12 protein-coding genes and 2 pseudogenes are annotated in these 17,804 nt (G+C 63.7%); 1 reads left to right on the forward strand and 13 read right to left on the reverse strand.

All coding sequences use genetic code 11. The annotated features are described in order from the left end of the window. Positions 1-2 precede the first annotated feature (2 nt). The 6 genes and pseudogenes from NFX44_RS22290 to NFX44_RS22315 all read right to left on the reverse strand — a co-directional run bounded on the left by NFX44_RS22290 (position 3) and on the right by NFX44_RS22315 (position 3,963). Positions 3-566 carry a hypothetical protein gene (locus NFX44_RS22290; RefSeq protein ID WP_262285517.1) on the reverse strand — a complete coding sequence of 188 codons (564 nt, stop codon included), beginning with the start codon at positions 564-566 and terminating at the stop codon, positions 3-5. A gap of 42 nt (positions 567-608) precedes the next feature. After that, positions 609-830 carry a hypothetical protein gene (locus tag NFX44_RS22295; protein ID WP_262285518.1) on the reverse strand — a complete coding sequence of 74 codons (222 nt, stop codon included), beginning with the start codon at positions 828-830 and terminating at the stop codon, positions 609-611. Between the two features lie 221 nt (positions 831-1,051). Continuing rightward, positions 1,052-1,251, reverse strand: a pseudogene (locus NFX44_RS22300) (hypothetical protein). A gap of 94 nt (positions 1,252-1,345) precedes the next feature. Continuing rightward, complete coding sequence (locus tag NFX44_RS22305) at positions 1,346-3,232, reverse strand: DUF262 domain-containing protein (protein ID WP_262285519.1); 1,887 nt, start codon at positions 3,230-3,232, stop codon at positions 1,346-1,348. Positions 3,233-3,415: 183 nt separating this feature from the next. Beyond that, positions 3,416-3,667, reverse strand: coding sequence for a hypothetical protein (locus tag NFX44_RS22310; protein WP_262285520.1), 252 nt, complete (start codon positions 3,665-3,667; stop codon positions 3,416-3,418). Continuing rightward, positions 3,664-3,963, reverse strand: coding sequence for a DivIVA domain-containing protein (locus NFX44_RS22315; protein WP_262285521.1), 300 nt, complete (start codon positions 3,961-3,963; stop codon positions 3,664-3,666). Before NFX44_RS22315 ends, NFX44_RS22310 begins: the two co-directional genes overlap by 4 nt. A 407-nt stretch (positions 3,964-4,370) precedes the next feature. Between NFX44_RS22315 and NFX44_RS22320 the strand changes: the two genes are divergently transcribed. Beyond that, complete coding sequence (locus NFX44_RS22320; protein WP_262285522.1) at positions 4,371-4,607, forward strand: GntR family transcriptional regulator; 237 nt, start codon at positions 4,371-4,373, stop codon at positions 4,605-4,607. On the opposite strand, the pseudogene NFX44_RS22325 reads toward NFX44_RS22320, so the two are convergent. The 7 genes and pseudogenes from NFX44_RS22325 to NFX44_RS22360 all read right to left on the reverse strand — a co-directional run bounded on the left by NFX44_RS22325 (position 4,602) and on the right by NFX44_RS22360 (position 17,699). After that, a pseudogene (locus NFX44_RS22325) lies at positions 4,602-5,279 on the reverse strand (DUF6308 family protein). The gene NFX44_RS22320 and the pseudogene NFX44_RS22325 sit on opposite strands and share 6 nt — an antisense overlap. Beyond that, on the reverse strand, positions 5,276-6,424 hold the full coding sequence (locus tag NFX44_RS22330) for a hypothetical protein (RefSeq protein ID WP_262285523.1): 1,149 nt from the start codon (positions 6,422-6,424) through the stop codon (positions 5,276-5,278). The pseudogene NFX44_RS22325 and the gene NFX44_RS22330 overlap by 4 nt, the downstream one beginning before the upstream one ends. Before the next feature lie 10 nt (positions 6,425-6,434). Then, positions 6,435-8,051, reverse strand: coding sequence for a serine/threonine-protein kinase (locus NFX44_RS22335; RefSeq protein WP_262285524.1), 1,617 nt, complete (start codon positions 8,049-8,051; stop codon positions 6,435-6,437). A 62-nt stretch (positions 8,052-8,113) separates the two neighbouring features. Next, positions 8,114-11,320: a class I SAM-dependent DNA methyltransferase gene (locus NFX44_RS22340; protein WP_262285525.1), complete on the reverse strand. Its 3,207-nt coding sequence runs from the start codon at positions 11,318-11,320 to the stop codon at positions 8,114-8,116. A 114-nt stretch (positions 11,321-11,434) separates the two neighbouring features. Continuing rightward, entirely contained in the window at positions 11,435-14,488 is a 3,054-nt protein-coding gene (locus tag NFX44_RS22345; RefSeq protein WP_262285526.1) for a type I restriction endonuclease subunit R, read from the reverse strand. Next, complete coding sequence (locus tag NFX44_RS33370; RefSeq protein ID WP_369015340.1) at positions 14,485-15,744, reverse strand: restriction endonuclease subunit S; 1,260 nt, start codon at positions 15,742-15,744, stop codon at positions 14,485-14,487. The genes NFX44_RS22345 and NFX44_RS33370 overlap by 4 nt, the downstream gene beginning before the upstream one ends. Next, positions 15,744-17,699 carry a class I SAM-dependent DNA methyltransferase gene (locus NFX44_RS22360; protein ID WP_262285527.1) on the reverse strand — a complete coding sequence of 652 codons (1,956 nt, stop codon included), beginning with the start codon at positions 17,697-17,699 and terminating at the stop codon, positions 15,744-15,746. Before NFX44_RS22360 ends, NFX44_RS33370 begins: the two co-directional genes overlap by 1 nt. Between the last annotated feature and the right edge of the window lie 105 nt (positions 17,700-17,804).

Genomic DNA, 17,804 nt, shown 5'->3' on the forward strand with positions numbered 1-17,804 from the left:
CGTCAATAGCTGTACGTCGGCCGGAAAGTGAACCCCTTCGGATCAACAACACCCCGCTCCGCTATCGTCGCTGCCTCGCTCTCGGTCACCTGCAGCCACCGCTGTGCCGCATGGAACCTCATCTGGTTTTGACGGCGGGCGCCCAGCACGGTGATGAGGAGCGCCTCGACTTCGCGGATAACGGTCTCGTCCGTGCTTGGGACCGGACGATCACGATGGTTCATGACCTTCCAACCCTCGAGCTCTCCCTCCACCACGTCGTCGAAGGAGAACCAGCAGAAGCGAGACCATGTGCCACCGAGATGATCTGAGCGGTGGTCCTTGAGGCGGCCTCCGAGTCCCCCGCGACCGCGCGCCAAGCCGACGTACACCGGGCCGAAATCGTCAAAAAGGATGTAGACACCGCGAGCTCGCCGGAAGTCGCAGAGGCGGATGGTCCCCGCGTTCCGGTGCTGGCGACCGAGCAACTGCCAGGCGCTCGGACCTGAGCCGGGGCTCCAGGAGACCTCATCGGCGTCCCAGAACATGCCAAAGGCGCCAAACAGGTGTCCACCGTTGGTCGGCATCAAGTGATCATCGCACCGTCGATGGCAGGGCAACACCCCACGTTAGATCAAAGCCTGGTCACCGCCGGCTGTTCGTGGTGCCAGCGGCTCATATGGTTGCCGTGGGCCGATCTCGGACTCACGCCGCAGCGCAGCCTGGCGCTTCGACACCTGGCGCCGGAACTCGTTGATGGTGGCAACGGCAACCTCGGCTGTCACCAACCATCCTTCCGCCTGGTCGTAGTCGGGCGCGGCGTTGATCGGAATTCCATCGAGCATGACCATGCCGTTGTCTATGCGATGACGACCAGGGTAAGCGTTAAGCCCTTATCCTGCTTGGTCGGCTGGCCCGCAGAGACTTACGGATGCGATCGAGGGATGCGGGCTTTGTGGCGGCTCCTATCTGGCTGTGACGGTCACCCATCACGATCCCACAGGAGGCGGAAAAGGCGAGCACGTCGACAGCCGGCAAGAGCCGCTGTCGCCGAGGACCAGCACTCGATCCCTCACCTGTGGAGGCGACGAACGCAGGGGCCATCGTGGTCAGGGCGGAGCAGGCAGCGCCGCCGCTGGGTAATCAGTGCATCGCAGAACACACAACGGCATACGTTCTGATCGTCCTGCGCGGATATGGCGATCCGCCCGGTTCGGTCTTCGGCAGGACGAGCAGCAGGAGCCGACCACCACGGCGCTGCGCGGCGGGCAGGTCGGCGACGGCAGATGGCACCTTCCGTCGAGTCGTCGGCCCTCGCCTCGCTCATTGCGGGTAACGCCGCCGATTGCCCCTGGCGTCAAAGCGTTCAGTCAGTCTCGTCGCCCGGAGCTTCGTCGCTGGTATCGCGGTCCTCGCGCTCTGGGGCGAACGCCTCGGGAGCCTCGTCACCGCCGCTCAGTTCCCCGGCATCGACGTCCCGCTGCGCCCGCTTGCCCATGACCAGCTCCACCAGTTCGAGCAGCGCCCGTCGGCGGGCGAGGAAGAAGCGCTGAAAGTTGGCGGCCCGGAGGGCCGCCGTGTCGATCAGATGGGCGCCGATGATGCCGTCCAGCTCTTCGGCGGTGATGCCGGCGGCTGCTTCCAGTTTCGGCACGTAGCTCGCCGGCGATGCGCCCCCGATCAGCCGGTTCGTCTTCGCCGCCAACGGCGTCTTGTTGACGATGCTCTCGCGCAGGTTCGGGTTGATCTTGTTGTCGTCGCACCACTTCTTCGGAAAGACGTGGTGGATGTCAACATCGAGGGCCACGTACTGGGTGTGGTCGAAGGTCTGGTTGAAGCGCCAGTCCTTCGCTCCGCGGGCCATGAGCAGCGCATGCAGGCCCTTGTAGGCGGCGGACTGACGAGTGCGCAGTGACAGTAGCCGCGACTCCGCGAAGGTGGCCGCCGACACCGTGACCGGTAGTTCCGCCGTGTCACCGGACACTGCCGCCCGGGCCCACGCCGGAACCTGGTCGACGTCGCGGGCGAATCTGGTCTCGGTGGCACCGCCGTAGAGCTCACCCAGGATCCCGCACCAAAACCATTGGCGCAGCCGATTCCGGACGCCGTGCACGTCCGCGTCCTCGCCGAGGATCACCCGGATCACGGCCAGCGGCACCAGCTGGGTCGGGTACGGGATGTCGCGCGCCCGGTGAATATGCTCATCCCTGAGGAACTGCGCCACCCACACCAGCGCCGCCCGGACCTTCTCGGCCCACGGCAGGTACTGGCGTAGCTCCAGGCGGAGCACGTCCTCCTTGCGGGCGGAGGTGAACGAGCTGCCGTTCGCGGTCACGAGCAAGGTGACCGCCTGGAGGAAGTCGGTGTTGCGGATGCCCTGCAGCACCGGATGCGCAGTGATGACCTGCTCGGTGAGTTGCCAGTCGTCGTTGAGGCGGAAGTCGTCGCCGTGCTCTGCGAAGTAGGCTGCGTCGCCGGCGAACGTCGCGGTCAGCAACTCGAAGACGTTGAGCGGCAGGCCCCCGGTATTCACCTTTTCGAAGACCGTGGCAACCGCGCCCTTGGTCGTAAGTCTGTCGAGCTCGATAGCAGGAATCTCGTAGCTCTGCATCGGCGTGAGGATCTCGGCCTGGAAACGCTGGATCAGAGCTATTCGCTCGGCCGCGTCCCCGGTTGCACCCGGGAACTGCCACAGCCAGTCGAGCTGACCCGGCTGGTCGTACACCAGGCGGAACGGGAAGTAGCCCTGCTTGCGTTCCTTCTCCGGCGTCGACACGTCGAGCTTGACGTCCTTACCGAAGTTGGTCCGCTCGATGCCATCACCAGGCAGCGCGACCACGGCCTCATCCCGACGAGCCGGATCCGCGAGCGCCCGCACAATGTTGATGTAGAACCGTCGCATGACCTGCTTCTTCCGGGCATCCTCGGTGTCGACCACCCCGGTCCCGGTCAGCGACTGGTAGAGCGACGTCAGCCGCTGTTGACCGTCGAGCAGGAGAAGGTCCGGCTCGGTCTTTCCGGTCTCGGGCGCCGTCCCCTCAAGCGCCTTCGGCTTGAACCGCACCTGATCGTTGCCGGTCTGCAGCAGCATGAGTACGCCGAGCGGGTGACCGAGGGTGACGGTAACGAGCAGGGACCTGATCCGTTCCTCGTCCCACTTGTATCCACGCTGGAAGTCCGGTAGCTGAATCATGCCGTTGCCGGCTTGTTCCAGAAGCTTGAACAGCTTGTACTGCGGCGTCTGGAACCCCACGATGCTCCCCACAAGATCGATCGTCTTGCTGGTCAGGCTACCGGGAGACAGGTCGTTGCGCCGTCCCACGAAGGGCCAGGAGTTCAGCGGGAGAGGCATACAGATGCTCGATCCCAGGCTAAGCCGGCAGGACGGGCCAGGCCGGCAGCCCGCTCGCCACGGCTCTGCTGGCGCATCAGGCGGTCACCGTCGCAGGCGGCGTGAGCAGGGGCCGTCGTGATCGGTGCGGAGCAGGCAGCGCCGGCCGCCGGGCATCAGCGCATCGCAGAAGACCCAGTGGCGTACGTTCTGGTCGTCCTCGGCGGAGACGGTGGTCCCGCCCGGTTCGGTCTGCGGCAGGACGAGCAGCCAGCGGCCGATCACCCGGGCCAGGCGCTGCGCGGCGGGCAGGTCGGCGGCGACGACCGGCAGGTGGATGACGTACCGCTGCCTCACCGCTGGTGTCCCCGGACGTCGCGGACGCGAGCCTGGTCGGACTGCCAGCGGCGCAGCGCGGCCTTGATCCGCATGGTTTCCAGGCGGCTGGCGGTGAGTTCCGCGTAGACGGCGGCCATGTCGCCGGCGACCTGCTCGAGAAAGGCATAGACCTCGCCGGGGTCGAGGCCCCGACGTCCGATCCCGACCGGCTGGAAGCGGCGCTCACGCACCTGCCACGGCAGCAGACTGGTGTAAGCGCCGGAGCGGTAGGTCGCTCCGCTCCCCCGGGCCGGTCGCTGGTTGCGGACGATCATGCCGCTGGCCTCCTCTCCATCGGATGTGGATGGGTGGGGCCACCCGCCCACCCCGTACGAGCGGACCCACCCGGCCCTGCACACTGGTGAGGCACCGGAGCCGCCCGCCACCGCTCGGGGCGCTCGTAGACGAGCGCGCCATCGCACCGCGAGGTCACCCACCCATCAGGTACGACGTCCTCCCCTATCGACCGCGGGTAGCGGCCCGGCACGTCTCCGTGCGGTACGACCTGCCCGGTCAGGTCCACTGCGGGACTCCCCGGCCGCAAGAACCACTTCCACCGCCTTCCCATGCGCCTCCCGTCCTCCCCGCTGTTCCTGCAGGAAGTCTAGCACGCCTATAAAGCCTGTAAAGATAGGCAGGGGATGCTTTACTCGCTTCTCTCTACGACTGCTTTGCTGGCCGTATGCCGTACGCCCAGCCGCTCTGGCGCCAGATCAGGGATGATCTCCGCGCGAAGATCCGGACTGGCATCTACCCGCCCGGGAGCAAGCTCCCGTCGGCTCGCCTCCTGGCTGAGGAGTACGACACGAGTCACGTCACGGTGCGACGCGCCTTGGACTCGATGATTGAGTTGGGTGAGCTTGTGGGCCGCATGGGCATCGGTGTTTTCGTTGCCGATACGTCAGAGCAAGACTCATAGGCTCGGACCAAAGTCCAGCAAACCGGAACAGCCCCGGGGCTGATGATCGCCCTCGTGCCGCATCCAGAAGACGATGTCGAAAACGCGAATGTCGGAAACCTGGGTCGGGACACCGGCCTGGACCCGGAGATTCTGCAACTTCCGAGCCAGAAGAAGGTCCTCGGCCCGGAGTTGTTCGTGAAGCCACAGCCAGAACCCACGGCGACCGCGTAGCGCGCACGCCACGACATCGTCGTAGACCGGCACGAGCCTCGGACGTTTGCGGGCGAGGAGCTTACCAGCGAGGGCCTTCTTTACGCCCTTCCGGCGTGTCAGCAGTTGCCACGCGCGGTCCGCGGGACCGCCGTTCTCGATTTATGTTCGAGCCCTCTTGTCGCTCAGGTCCACACCAATCGGGATCTTGCACAGCTCGTCGCTGATCCGCTGACCAAGATCGCCCTGCAGGAGGTCGAGGGCAACCCCGGGTGGGAAGCGCGCGTTCAGCAGCTCGACGGCGATCAGGTCCTCGGTGGTCACCGCGTCCCGGTGCAGGGCCTTTGAGCTGCCGCCCAACGCCTCAAACTGGCTGCCGGTGAAAGCCCCCGGCGAAAAATAGCGCCGCAAGTCGGTGACGGAAAGCTCCTCATCGAGCACCGTCATGATGTCGGGCAGTCCAACCCAACCGGACGTCATCGCCGCCTCCCAGTCGCCACGCGACGACGGATTTCCTTGAGCGTGACCACGTCACCCGTCACCGCATCCTGCGCCTGCCAGAAATCGAGTCCGTCGGTCGCCTTGCGGCTGTCAGTGATATCTCGGCCATGGATCGCGATCTTCACTGCCTCCCCCGCGCTTGAGGGCGAGTTGTGAACCTCCCCGCGGTACCGGACCCGGCCATCCGCCAGCAGCTCCGCGGTGTGTTGCTCACCGAGGTAGCGGCCGAAGAGCTTGGTGCCCGGCCGCAGCCGCCCGGCGGCGAGGAGATCCACGAGCTTCAGCCTCCGTTCTTCCGGCGTCACGCGTGTCGAGGCTTGTGTCGAGCCTCTCGTCATCGGCGGCTGATACGCCGGTATCACAGGGACCGGCTCGGACACGCTCTGCTGAACGGCAGCCTCGTGCGCCTTTGGCGGAGAGGGTCGCCGCTGGGCCGGCGCGGTGACTGCCGCCGACATCGGAAAGTTGAAGCTGGCCCGTGCGCGGATCAGGCTCTGCCGGATCTCCTCGCGGCTTAGCCGCGGCATCCGGCTATCAAGCAGGTCGACCAGTTCGGATGCTGGGTCCAACCCAGCGAACAGGTCCGTCAGCTCTGTGTGGACCTGCCGGTCGACGAAGAAGCCCTTCCACAGGTCCTCGATCCGGTTGTCACCCATGTTCTGCTTGCTGAGCAGGCCCAACAACTCAAGGGCCGCGTCGACGTCGTCCTCCAAGCGGACCGCCCGGAAGAGCTTGTGCTCGATGGGCACGGGCGCATGCGCGTTGTAGACACGCCACTCCGCGCCGTCGGTCAAGGCAACCCACTCCACCCCGGCCATCGTCGCGTAACCGATCGTTTGGTTGGCCCAGCGCGGATCGTCGAGGTTTTCGCCCAGCCCTTTGGCTTCGATGAATAGCCGTGGTGTACGCAACAGCAGCAGAGCGTAGTCCACAGGATTGTCAACGCCTCGCCGCCGGTACTCACGGTGCACCTCGTCCGGGTCAAACAGATCCCAACCCAGCGCCCCGATGATCGGCTCGATGAGCCCGGCCTTGGTGTTCTGCTCACCGATGCGCTGGTGTTGCCGGCGGAACCGCGCCACTCGCTCGACACACTGCTTGACCGCATCTTCCAGTTCGAACATGCTTCGCCCCTCACGCCGTCCCGTGTTGTCCAGCCGTCGTGTCGGCCGACCCAGGTTTCCCGTCCCCCAGTCGATCCAGGTGAGCCAGCAACGCCTCGATCTCGGCCGCCGGCGCTGACTGCGGCCCGTACAGCGCGCTAACGTCGCGCCAAAGCCCCTTCAACTGGCGTCGGGCGTCGACGACGTCACCTATGCCAGCGACGAGCATGGCGATCTGCTGCCGTAGCGGGAACAGTTCCGACGAATCGGGTGGCATCGCCTGCTGCGCTTCGGCAAGGAGTGCCTGCAGTTCACGCAGGGCCTCAGCCGCCTCACCCAGCTCAGCCTGGCAGACCGCGGCCTGCTGCCGGCACTGCCAGATCAGCTCCTGGTCCGGCGCGGGCCGTGCTGCCAGGTCGGGAATGAGACGCTGGAACTCCGACAGTGCCTGCCGGAAGGCGCCGGCCAGGACATGCAGGTTCGCCAGGTTGAGCCGCAGCTCCAGAATCCTCGGCTGCTTGGCAGCGTGCCCCTTCCTGACGGGGCGCAGCGCTGATTCGAGCAGCTCGGCAGCCTGGGTGAATCGCTCCTCCTCTGCCAACGCCCAGACGCGCTCCTCCACCTCGGCCAGCTCGTCGAGAGACGGCGGCTCGGCGCCTTCCGGTGTGGCTCGAGGCGGGATGATGTCGACGCGGGTCGGTGGCGGCGCCTGCGGCGGCAACGGCCCAAACGGGTACCGGTAGGGCGTCGTCGGGTCGATCCGCTGTCCGTCGGCGACGGTCAGCGCGAGGTCCTCCGCCAATTCCTCGTCGACCTGGCCAAGTGGCGCCAGCATCTCGTACACCTCAACGGCTGAGACGGGGCGGTGCTGCGGGTCCTTCGCGAGCAGCCGAACGACGAGCTGCACCAGGCCATCCGGCACGCCGGCGCGATGTTCCTTGATCGACGGGATCGGGTCGTTCAGGTGCCGGTGCAGCATGCCGAGCGGACTGTCGGCCCGGTATGGCGGGCTGCCGGTCAGCAGCTCGAACAGGACACAGCCGAGGGCATAGAGGTCCGCCCGGGGGCCGACGGCGCTGTTGAGCGCCTGCTCGGGTGCCATGTAGGTGGGCGTGCCGAGGGTGTGGCTTGTGGCGGTCAGCCGCGGCACGTCCGCGCCGAGCAGGGCGGCCACACCGAAGTCCAGCACCTTGACGGCGCCGGTGGGGGTGACCATCACGTTCTGCGGTTTCAGATCTCGGTGCACCAGGGAGGCGGCGTGCGCGACCGCGAGCACTGAGCAGATCTGCGCGCCGATGGCGGCGGCCCAGGGTATGGCGAGCCAGCCGCGTTCGGCGATCAGGTCGGAGAGGAGCACACCCGGCACGAGCTGCATGACGATGTAGAGGTCGTCGTCGTGGTGACCGACGTCGTGGACGCTCGGCACCCCGGGGTGATCGAGCCGAGCGGTGACTCGCGCCTCCCGCATGAACCGCTCTACTGCTGTATCTCGTTCGTTCTGAGGGACGGCGAGCTGACGGAGGAACTTGATGGCGACCGGCCTATCCAGCTTCTCGTCGAAGCCGGCCCAGACCTCCCCCATGCCGCCGTGGCCGAGCGGGTACGTCAGCTCGTACCGATCGGCTACCCGATCCTGCGCCTCGATCAATTCATCACCATTCGCCTCAGTCGACGACCGCGCCTGATACTGCAATCGGCATCTTAGAGCGCCTAAGCCATGACGATCTTCTGATGGTTTTTTAATGTGCGAAGAGTCAGACCACTTACACCACTTCTATCGAACAAGTACAACTCTCTGGACTTGCATCCTTCACAGAAGGCGACATCAACAAGTGGCCAGAGGGATAGCGGGCCCGCTGCGGAGGGGTCTTCAAAATAGACTCTCGTCGGCTTTAGCGGATTTCCGCGCTTATCAAGCGGCTCCCAATCTGGGTGGCTTCCATGCAGGCGCTCCCCGATCCACCTAAACCCGCTGGCCCCCTCCCCCAAGTAGTGACACTCGCCGACATAAAACCAATCGACTCTAGATAGCCAAGACACGGCCTCGAGACTTGAGACCAGCGCCGGCTCAAGCATTGCGACATCATCTTCGATTTGACCAAGAGAAGGGACAGCATGAGCATGAGCCTCGTCATTGCGATGAGAGCAGATGAGTCTGAGACTATCATTGACTCCACCCGGGTCCAGGAAATCCTCCAGATTCCGCAATTCGGGGATTGGGCCGGCGATAGCCAAGTCCTGCGTAGTATTCAGCCATTTGGCGAAACTGGCACCCGCCTGAAATGCAGAGAGCTGCCGGCTAGAAACTTTACCCTCCCTGGAAATAAGAATCGCAAGGGATACTATTCCGAGAGTCCTTGCAATACCCTCCCCCAGCTTCTTTAGACATTCCAAGCGCCTTGCACTGCTAGCGATCCGATACTGCCTCGCCAAGGCGGCAATATGATGCGGGTAGCTACGCTCGGCGCGCCACAGCGGATCCTCCAAGGGGCGCACAAGCGCGTCTATCAAGCGGACTTCCGATACCGCGAGCCTGGCCACTCGCCGAGCGGTATCAGAGCCCCCCACCGACTGCTGAAAAATGTTCGGACGGAGCCTGGCCGTGACTCGCGATATACTCTGTCGCCGCTCACCCAGATCATTTATCGCATGCTCAAAATCCGGATCTGCGATGAGAGCGACAGGAACCAATGTGGCTGGCTCTATCCTTGCCAACTGGTTAAGCTGCCTAAATGTCGGTGAGTTTAGCCATTCGCAAAGGACACTGGCCCCGGCGCCGGCCCGAATAACCTTCATTGGCGTGAGCGCCTCGCCGAACTCGATCGGCAACCGACGCCAGCCCGTTACGTCGCCGACAACGTCGCCGCCTCTACAATGGCTTAGAAATTCACCACCGCGAGGCTGGTCTGTCAACTCCGAGGCATCGTGCGTCGAATACAAAGCAGCGGCCCTAAGGATTGGAAGCCCCAGCTCGGCTTGTCGCTCGACGCGTTGAGCAATCACCATTTCAGCCACTTCTTCTAGCGGCCCAAGATGCGGCTCCCAGGATCTCGGCGCAAAAGCGGACGGGGAAACTACGTAGCCTATTCGCGTCCGCGCCTTGTCCAACCAGGAATCGGATGATTTTGGCAGCACTTCGCGCGCGAAGTAGACATCTGGCTCCTCCTCAAGGGGAATGGACTTTTCGACACGAAGACCCCGATCCGGCATTAGATTCCCAGCTCGGTCCTTTTGAGCTTCTCCCTGAGGATCCCGAACCGTGAAGGCATTCCAAACTGCCGTTTCGATTTCAGCGGGCAGCGTCCCGAGCTTTGCAATTTGGCGAGCAAAACGACTGCGGCTTCTTGCGTGACGCCCGATGAGCGACTTAGCGCTCGCCAATAGCGATTCACGGTCGGGATAATCGGCAACAGCCGACTCTTTGGTCAGGATCGCGACCGTCTCCTCGCTGACCTCGAAGCGCAGGCGTAACGGGCGCTCGACAGTAATCCGCTGATAGCCGAAGTCGGTGGTCTTGAAGATCTTCACCTTGGCGTGCTGCGGGTGCTCCGGATCGTCCGCGATGGACAGCGCCTCCACATAGGCGCGAGTCAGTTCAGCGATGTGCTCGTCGGTGAGCATCTTGCGCTTGTCGCCGAGGCTCTTGCGCACCTTTGTCCAGTAGTCACGGCCGTCGAGCAGCACCACCCTGCGCCGGCGGGCCGGCTCCTTACGGTTGGTGAGGATCCAGAAGTAGGTGGATATGCCGGTGTTGTAGAACAGTTGATCGGGCAACGCAACGATGCCTTCAAGAAGATCGTTCTCCAGAATCCAGCGGCGGATCTCCGACTCCCCGGACCCGGCGCCGCCGGTGAACAGCGGCGGCCCGTTGAAGACGATCGCCAGGCGACTGCCGCCCTCCTCGGGGCGCTTCATCTTTGAAATCATGTGCTGGAGGAAGAGCAGCGACCCGTCGTTGATTCGGGGCAGACCAGCACCGAACCGGCCGGCGTGACCGCGGGCGGCCTCGTCCTTGATGAACTTCTCGATCTTCTTCCACTCCACCCCGAACGGCGGGTTGGCAAGCATGTAGTCGAACCGCTCGCCCTCGTGGCCGTCCTGACTCAGCGAGTTACCGAAGGCGATCTTCGTCGGTTCGCCGCCCTTGAGCATCATCTCCGAGCGACAGATCGCGTACGTCTCGCCGTTGAGCTCCTGCCCGTACACCTCGACCGTGGCATGCGGGTTGTACGCCTGGATGTGCTCCTGCGCCTCGGTGAGCATCCCGCCCGTCCCACACGCCGGGTCGTAGACCTTCCGAACGAGGCCCGGTATGACCAAGTCCTCCTCATCGGGCGCCAACAGCAGGTTGACCATCAGCTTGACGACCTCGCGGGGGGTGAAGTGCTCACCGGCGGTCTCGTTGCTGTTTTCCGAGAAGCGTTGGACTAGCTCCTCGAACAGGTAACCCATCTGATCGTTAGGAACGCTCTCGAGGTCGAGATCGACCTCGGCGAACTTCGCTACTATTTGGTACAACAGCCCGGCCCCGGCGAGCCGGCTGATCTGGCTGTCGAAGCCGTACTTGTCGAGCACGTCGACCGCGCCAGGTGAGAAGCCCTCGATGTAGGCACGCAGGTTGAGCGCGACCTGGTCCTGATCGCCGTGCAGCTTGCGAAACGACATCTCGCTGGTGTTGTAGAACGACAACCCGGCGGTCTTGCGCAGCACCGGGTCCACGTTTCGCAAGCCCATGTCCTTGAGCTGCTTGTGCCGGGCGAGCACCGCCTCCTTCGTTGGCTCCAGAACGCAGTCGAGCCGACGTAGCAGGGTGAACGGCAGGATCACTCGCCCATACTCGGGCTGTCGATAGTCCCCACGGAGCAGATCAGCGAGCGACCAGATGAGATTGACAAGATCATCGCCTCTACGGCTCACAGATTCTCCAGACCTTGCAGGGCGTCACTTCTGCAACTACTGCACTTCACATCACGAATGGGCCATGCCATCGACCCTGGCTTACCGGCACCTCTAGGTCTCGTCATCTTGCCGCTATGCGATGCCCTTGCGGCGACGGATCATCTGGTACGCCTGGCGGCGCGCGAACTGGTTGAGCTGCGAGCGCAGGTTGTCGTCGTCGAGATAACGCTGCATCAGCTTGCCGTTGTCGTCGTGCCGGGAAAGGATCACGTCCTCGATCCGCTTGTCGCACACCACACCGAAGTTGCTCTCGTCGTTGACCAGCGCTGCCGCTTCGAGCGTGCCGTCCTCAGCAAGGGCGACAATCTGCTGCTCGACCCAGACCTTGTCGGCCTCGCCCAACCCGATGCCGAACTTGTCGTTGAACGCGTCGATCAGTTCGGACAACACAACCTTCTCCAGGTCGTGCTTACGGCCCGCTCCCCCGCCGATGAAGCCGGGCAGCATCTGCTCGCCTTCCGGTGACAGTGATGCGTCGTGCTCGCCGGTCTTGCTGACCCGCAGGTGGGTCAGCTGCACCTCGCCGATGTCGACGGACGGGTCCTGCCGGCGAGGAAGGCGGTTGAGCAGCGCCCGTCCGTAGACGTGGAGGCGTTCCAGGTCCGGGTCCTGGTAGGGCACGATCTGGCTCAGGAACGCGTACATCCGGGTGTAGTCGCGCAGCGCGGACCGGAAGCCGTCCCCGGCCTCCTGGTCCTCCTCCGCTAGGGCCTTGAAGCGCTGCACAGCTGGTTCGGTGAAGCGGTAGAGGGACGCGTGGGCCCGCCGGAGAGCGGTGTCGCTCGTCGCCTCCTGCTCGGCCGCGAGCAGTGCCTCGGCGTACGCCTGCATCTCAGAGTCGACGAGGATCGGGTAGCCGGTCACCGCGTTCTGCGCGGTGTAGAGCAGGTTGGGATCGGTGGGGGTGGTGGCGGCAGTCTCGAAGTACGGCTTGAACTGCTCGGCGATGTCCCCGGCCTCGTTGACGAAGTCGAGGACGAAGACGTCGCCCTGGGCCTTGAGCGGGTGGGTGCGGTTGAGCCTGGACAGGGTCTGCACCGCGGCGACGCTCTTGAGCAGCTTGTCCACGTACATCGTGGTGAGCAGCGGCTGGTCGAAGCCGGTCTGATACTTCTCGGCCACTACCAAGATCTTGTACTCGACGTCCTGCTTGGCCTTCGCCGTGCCGGCGTACTTGTCGTCTGCGGCGGTGTAGGCGAACCGCTCGGGCAGCTCGCCCTCGCTGAACCCGTTGCTCCGCGCCTCGGTGTGCTCGACGCCATCGATTTCAAGGTCACCGGAAAAGGCGACCAGGGAGTCGCAGCCCACGTACTGCTGCATCTCGACGTACTTCCTGATGGCAGTGTGCAGGCGGACGGCGGCCTCGCGGGAGCCGGTGACCACCATGGCCTTGGCGCGCCCGCCGAGGCGCGACGCCGTGTGCTTGCGGAAGTGCTCGACGATGATCTCGGCCTTCTGGGCCTGCATGGTGGGGTGCAGGCTCGCGAAGCGGGCGAGCTGGGCGCCAGCCTTCTTCGGGTCGACCTCAGGATCATCGGGGTTGGCGTTGGCCAGCTTCCAGTAAGCCTTGTAGGTCAGGTAGTTGCGCAGCACATCGAGGATGAAGCCCTCGTCAATGGCCTGCCGCATCGAGTACGTGTGGAACGGCTGCGGGTTGCCGCTGACCGGGTGCGGCGTGCCGAATAGCTCGAGGGTCTTCGGCTTCGGGGTGGCGGTGAACGCGAAGTACGACAGCGTCTCGTGCCGACCGCGGGCCAGCGCCGACGCGGTGAGCAGGTCGCCCGACTCGTCCACGTCGTCGCTGCCGAGCTTGAGCAGCACCTTCTTCAGCGCAGCGGCTGAGTCCCCGGACTGCGACGAGTGCGCCTCGTCGACGATTACCGCGAAGCGCTTGCCCTTGAGCCCCTGCACCTTGTCGAGGATGAAGGGGAACTTCTGCATGGTGGTGATGATGATCTTCGCGGTCTCGCCCTGGAGGGCGGCGGCGAGCTGGGCGGAGTCCTTGTCGATCCGCTGCACCACGCCCGGCACGTGCTCGAACTGGAAGACCGTGTCCTGCAACTGCCGGTCGAGCACCACCCGATCGGTGATGATGATGACCTTGTCGAAGACCGGCTCGTTGGGGAGCAGCCCCTTGGCCCGGGCGACGTCATCGAGGGTGGGCGCGGTGTGCAGGCTCGAGAGCCGGTGCGCCAGCCAGGCGATGGTGTTCGACTTGCCCGACCCGGCCGAGTGCATAACCAGGTAGTTGTGGCCGGAGCCGTGGCCGGCGGCATGGTCGGTGAGCTGGGTGACCGCGTGCCACTGGTGGTATCGCGGGAAGATCAGGCTCCGCGACTCCTTGTCGGTGTGCAGGAACCGCCGGACCAAGTCCATCCAGGTGTCCGGGTGCCAAATCCGCTCCCACAGGTAGGAGCTGCGGTAACCGGAGGCGCCCGCCGGCGGGTTACCAGCACCGCCGGACACACCCGGCCCTTCTGAGCCGGTGTTGAACGGCAGGAACCTGGTCTTGTCGCCCGCTAGCTTCGTCGTGACGAAGACCAAGTCGGGATCCACCGCGAAGTGCGCGAGGGCGCGCCGCGCGAAGATCAGTTCCTTCGGGTCACGCGTCTCGCGGTACTGCTTCTTGGCGTCCTCGACGGTCTGGCCGGTCAGTGGATTCTTCAGCTCGGCTGTGGCGAGCGGGATGCCGTTGACGAAGAGCACCAGGTCGAGCGTGTTGTTGTTGCTCGGCGAATATGCGAGCTGACGGGTGACGGTGAGGCGGTTGGCGCGGTAGAGCTTAAGCGCGTCGTCAGTGATGGCGTGGGCGGGCTTGAAATAGGCCAGCCGGATGAGGACGCCCTTGTCCTTGACGCCGCGCCGGAGGACGTCGAGCGGCCCACGTTCGTCGATCTGCTTGGCGAGGTACTGCGCGAAGTGCCGCTGCGCCTCGGTCTGTCCACCGTGGTAGGCGCACAGCTTGTCCCAAGCTGGCTTCTGCGTTGCACTGATGAAGATGAATAGCTCGGAGGTGTCGAGCCCGAGCCACCGGTTGTAGTGGGCTGGAATGCCGGCCAACCAGCCTGAGCCGAGCAGCGAGCCCTCTATCGCCGCTTCGAACCGCTGCTCGCCATGAGCGCTCATGCCGCCACCCCCCTCGCCGTCGGAACGTCGACCTGCCCGGTCACGGCCGCCGTAATCAGAGCTTGCTGCCGCTCAGCCAACAGGGCTTCTTGCCGCGCAACAACATCTGCAACCTGAGTCTGCAACTGGTCGGCTAACCGCATCGCCTCAACGATTCTCGCTTGCTCACTCAGTTCGGGCAGAGGCATGACTGCAGACTTTACTACGTCCAGGTTAATCATTGCCCTCGTCGAGCCGCGACTATCCATCGCTTGCTCTCCGATGGGCGACGAAAGGAGCAGCGATAGGAAGTGAGCGTTGGCAGCACGACTGTTTACCCGTGCGCAGAAGCACTTCCCCTTGACAATGGCAGGACCCAGATTCGGCGCGACACAAGCCCGGCCCGCGTGATTGCGGGCATCCCCCAGTCCGGCTATCAGCAAGTCCCCAGCTCTAACCCGATGCCGAAGAAGATTCCGGTACAAATCAAGCGGAATGAAGGCTTGGTCCCGACGTCGGTACTCGCCGAAGCCAATGTTTCCCAATCGCACTACGGCTGCTCCCGTATCGGAGTAGTCCGAACTACTGAAGGCGCTCCCAAAGGGCCCGTCAGTGATAAAATTGATCATCCGCCTAAGGGGCGTCAGTGGGGCATCCACTCTTTCAAGCAAGCTTTGGAAGACCGACCAACGCCGTCTCACGACTACCTCTCGCAGGCGTTCGTGTGCGGCTACAAGATGTGCGCTGCGCTCGGTTGCAGCATCGAGAAACTTAACGATGCGTCGCTGCTGTTCGACGGGCGGCAAGGGGATCGGCAGCCTGTTGATATCCCACTGGAACAAGTGGGGCACACCCATACCGCCTTTCAGGGCGGCTATCGATTGCTGAGTGACATCAGCGGCGAGGGCGTACCTCAGGAAGCCAGGAAGGATACCAAATGGACGTATAACCGCAATAGACCCGTTGACCGTGGCGGGGCGCGGCAACTGGCGGACGATGTTCGTTATTCCAAGCGTATTACCGTCTTTCGCCAGCAGGACGTCTCCTACGGCAAGCTTTAGCTCGGGTGACTCTTCGTAACGGTACGCTGATATGTAATTCACGTTCTCAAAGTCAATATCGCGCGGCTTGATGTTTGGCGTTGCCAAGAAGGCATAACCCGCTGGCTGGTACTCGGCGGCGGTGAGAGCTTTCCAACCAATCCGCGCTCTGACCGTCGCCACGCGATCGACGCGGGTGACTGTCCAGCCTCTGGGAAGGTCGACGAAAGCCCCCATCACTGCGTCACCTCAGCAAGGAGAACTTGAATCTCCACCTCCAGCGTCTTGATCTCGGCGTCGATCTCCGCAAGGGGGCGAGGCGGTTGGTAAACGTAGAAGTGGCGGGTAAAGGGGATTTCGTACCCAATTTTTGTCTTGGACTCATCGGTCCAGGCGTCGGGAATGTGCGGAAGTACCTCCCGCTTGAGGTAATCGTGGATGTCCTCTTTCAACGGCACATTCTCGTTGTCTCGCAGGTCGGCATCCGGCAGCGGCTTACCCTTGCGGTCGGTCTGCATTTCCCCCTCCGGGTCGCTGACCGAGAACGCCTCCCACACCGCCTTCTCCACTGCCGCCGGCAGCTTGCCGAGCCCATTGAGCTTCATCGCGAACTCAGCCCGGGTCGCGGACTTCAGGCCGATCAGCGACTTCGCCGCCGCCAGCAGCGACTCCCGCTCGGCGTGCCTCAGGACCGCCCGGGCCTCGGCCAGCAGGGCGACCGTCTCCTCGGTGACCTCGAAGCGCAGCCGCAGCGGGCGCTCTACGGTGATGCGCTGGTAGCCGAAGTCGGTGGTCTTTAAGACCTTCACTTTCGCGTGCTGCGAGTGCTCCGGGTCCTCCGCGATTGACAGTGCGTCAACGTACAGCTTGGTCAGCTCGTTAATGTGCCCGTCGGTGAGCATCTTGCGCTTGTCACCAAGGCTCTTGCGCATCTTGGTCCAGTAGTCGCGGCCGTCGAGCAGCACGACCCTCCGCCGGCGGGCCGGCTCCTTCCGGTTGCTGAGGATCCAGAAGTAGGTGGAGATGCCGGTGTTGTAGAAGAGCTGGTCGGGCAGGGCGACGATGCCTTCGAGGAGGTCGTTCTCCAGGATCCAGCGGCGGATCTCCGACTCCCCCGATCCGGCAGCACCGGTGAAGAGCGGCGAGCCATTGAAGACGATCGCCAGCCGGCTGCCGCCATCCTCGGGTCGCTTCATTTTCGAGATCATGTGCTGGAGGAATAGCAGCGAGCCATCGTTGATCCGGGGCAGCCCGGCGCCGAACCGGCCGGCGTGGCCGAGGGCCGCCTCATCCTTGACGAACTTCTCGACCTTCTTCCACTCCACGCCGAACGGCGGGTTGGCGAGCATGTAGTCGAACCGCTCGCGGTCGTGGCCGTCCTGGCTGAACGAATTTCCTAACACAATCTTGTTGGGATCGCTACCTCTGAGGAGCATGTCCGACCAGCAGATAGCGTACGTCTCGCCGTTGAGTTCCTGGCCATATACCTCGACGTTCGCGTGCGCGTTGTGCGCCTCGATGAAGTCCTGCGCCTCCGTCAACATCCCACCACTGCCGCAGGCTGGGTCGTAGACCTTTCGGACGATGCCCGGAGTAACTAGTTCATCCTCGTCTGGCGCAAGCAGCAGGTTGACCATCAACTTGATGACCTCCGGCGGAGTGAAGTGCTCGCCAGCCGTCAAGAACTCGGCGAATCGACGGATCAAATCCTCGAAAATGTAGCCCATCTGCCGATTCGATACAGCGTCCGGATGCAGGTCGATGTCGACGAATTTGGCGACAACCTGGTAGAGCAAACCCGCCTCGTCGAGACGGCTAATCTGGGAATCGAAGGCATACTTTTCCAAAACCTCAGCCGCACCTGCCGAGAAACCACCGATATAGGCGCGAAGGTTAACTGCGACGTTTTCCGGATCGCTCGCCAACTGCCGGAAGGATAACGGGCTCGTGTTATAGAACGAGACGTTAGTCACTCGCCGCAGTACGGGCTCGACATTCTTGACGCCTAAGCCTTCCAACTGGGCTTGCCTGCTAAGCACTGCCTTCTTGCTGGACTCCAGTACACAGTCCATACGTCGCAGCACCGTCAGTGGCAGGATCACCCGACCGTACTCTGACTGTCGGTAGTCACCCCTGAGCAGGTCAGCAACGGACCAGATGAGGCCAGCAAGCTTGCCGTGGTCAGTACTCACCAGTTTCCTTTCGATTGCCTTAAGTCAAGCAGTATGGCTGCTTCCCTGCATCGTTGTAGTCCCCCGCCTGGGGCGGATCTCCGTCCGATCCGTCAGCAGGGAGGA

Origin of the sequence: Micromonospora sp. MA102 (assembly GCF_025460765.1) — a bacterium.
In the GTDB taxonomy this organism is placed as follows: domain Bacteria; phylum Actinomycetota; class Actinomycetes; order Mycobacteriales; family Micromonosporaceae; genus Micromonospora; species Micromonospora halotolerans.

What these genes read in the sequence shown, in the direction of transcription:
- NFX44_RS33370 (WP_369015340.1), bottom strand. Translation starts at nt 15,744, where the DNA reads ATGGGGGCTTTCGTCGACCTTCCCAGAGGCTGGACAGTCACCCGCGTC.
- NFX44_RS22295 (WP_262285518.1), bottom strand. Translation starts at nt 830, where the DNA reads ATGGTCATGCTCGATGGAATTCCGATCAACGCCGCGCCCGACTACGAC.
- NFX44_RS22345 (WP_262285526.1), bottom strand. Translation starts at nt 14,488, where the DNA reads ATGAGCGCTCATGGCGAGCAGCGGTTCGAAGCGGCGATAGAGGGCTCG.
- NFX44_RS22330 (WP_262285523.1), bottom strand. Translation starts at nt 6,424, where the DNA reads ATGTTCGAACTGGAAGATGCGGTCAAGCAGTGTGTCGAGCGAGTGGCG.
- NFX44_RS22315 (WP_262285521.1), bottom strand. Translation starts at nt 3,963, where the DNA reads ATGATCGTCCGCAACCAGCGACCGGCCCGGGGGAGCGGAGCGACCTAC.
- NFX44_RS22320 (WP_262285522.1), top strand. Translation starts at nt 4,371, where the DNA reads ATGCCGTACGCCCAGCCGCTCTGGCGCCAGATCAGGGATGATCTCCGC.
- NFX44_RS22290 (WP_262285517.1), bottom strand. Translation starts at nt 566, where the DNA reads ATGCCGACCAACGGTGGACACCTGTTTGGCGCCTTTGGCATGTTCTGG.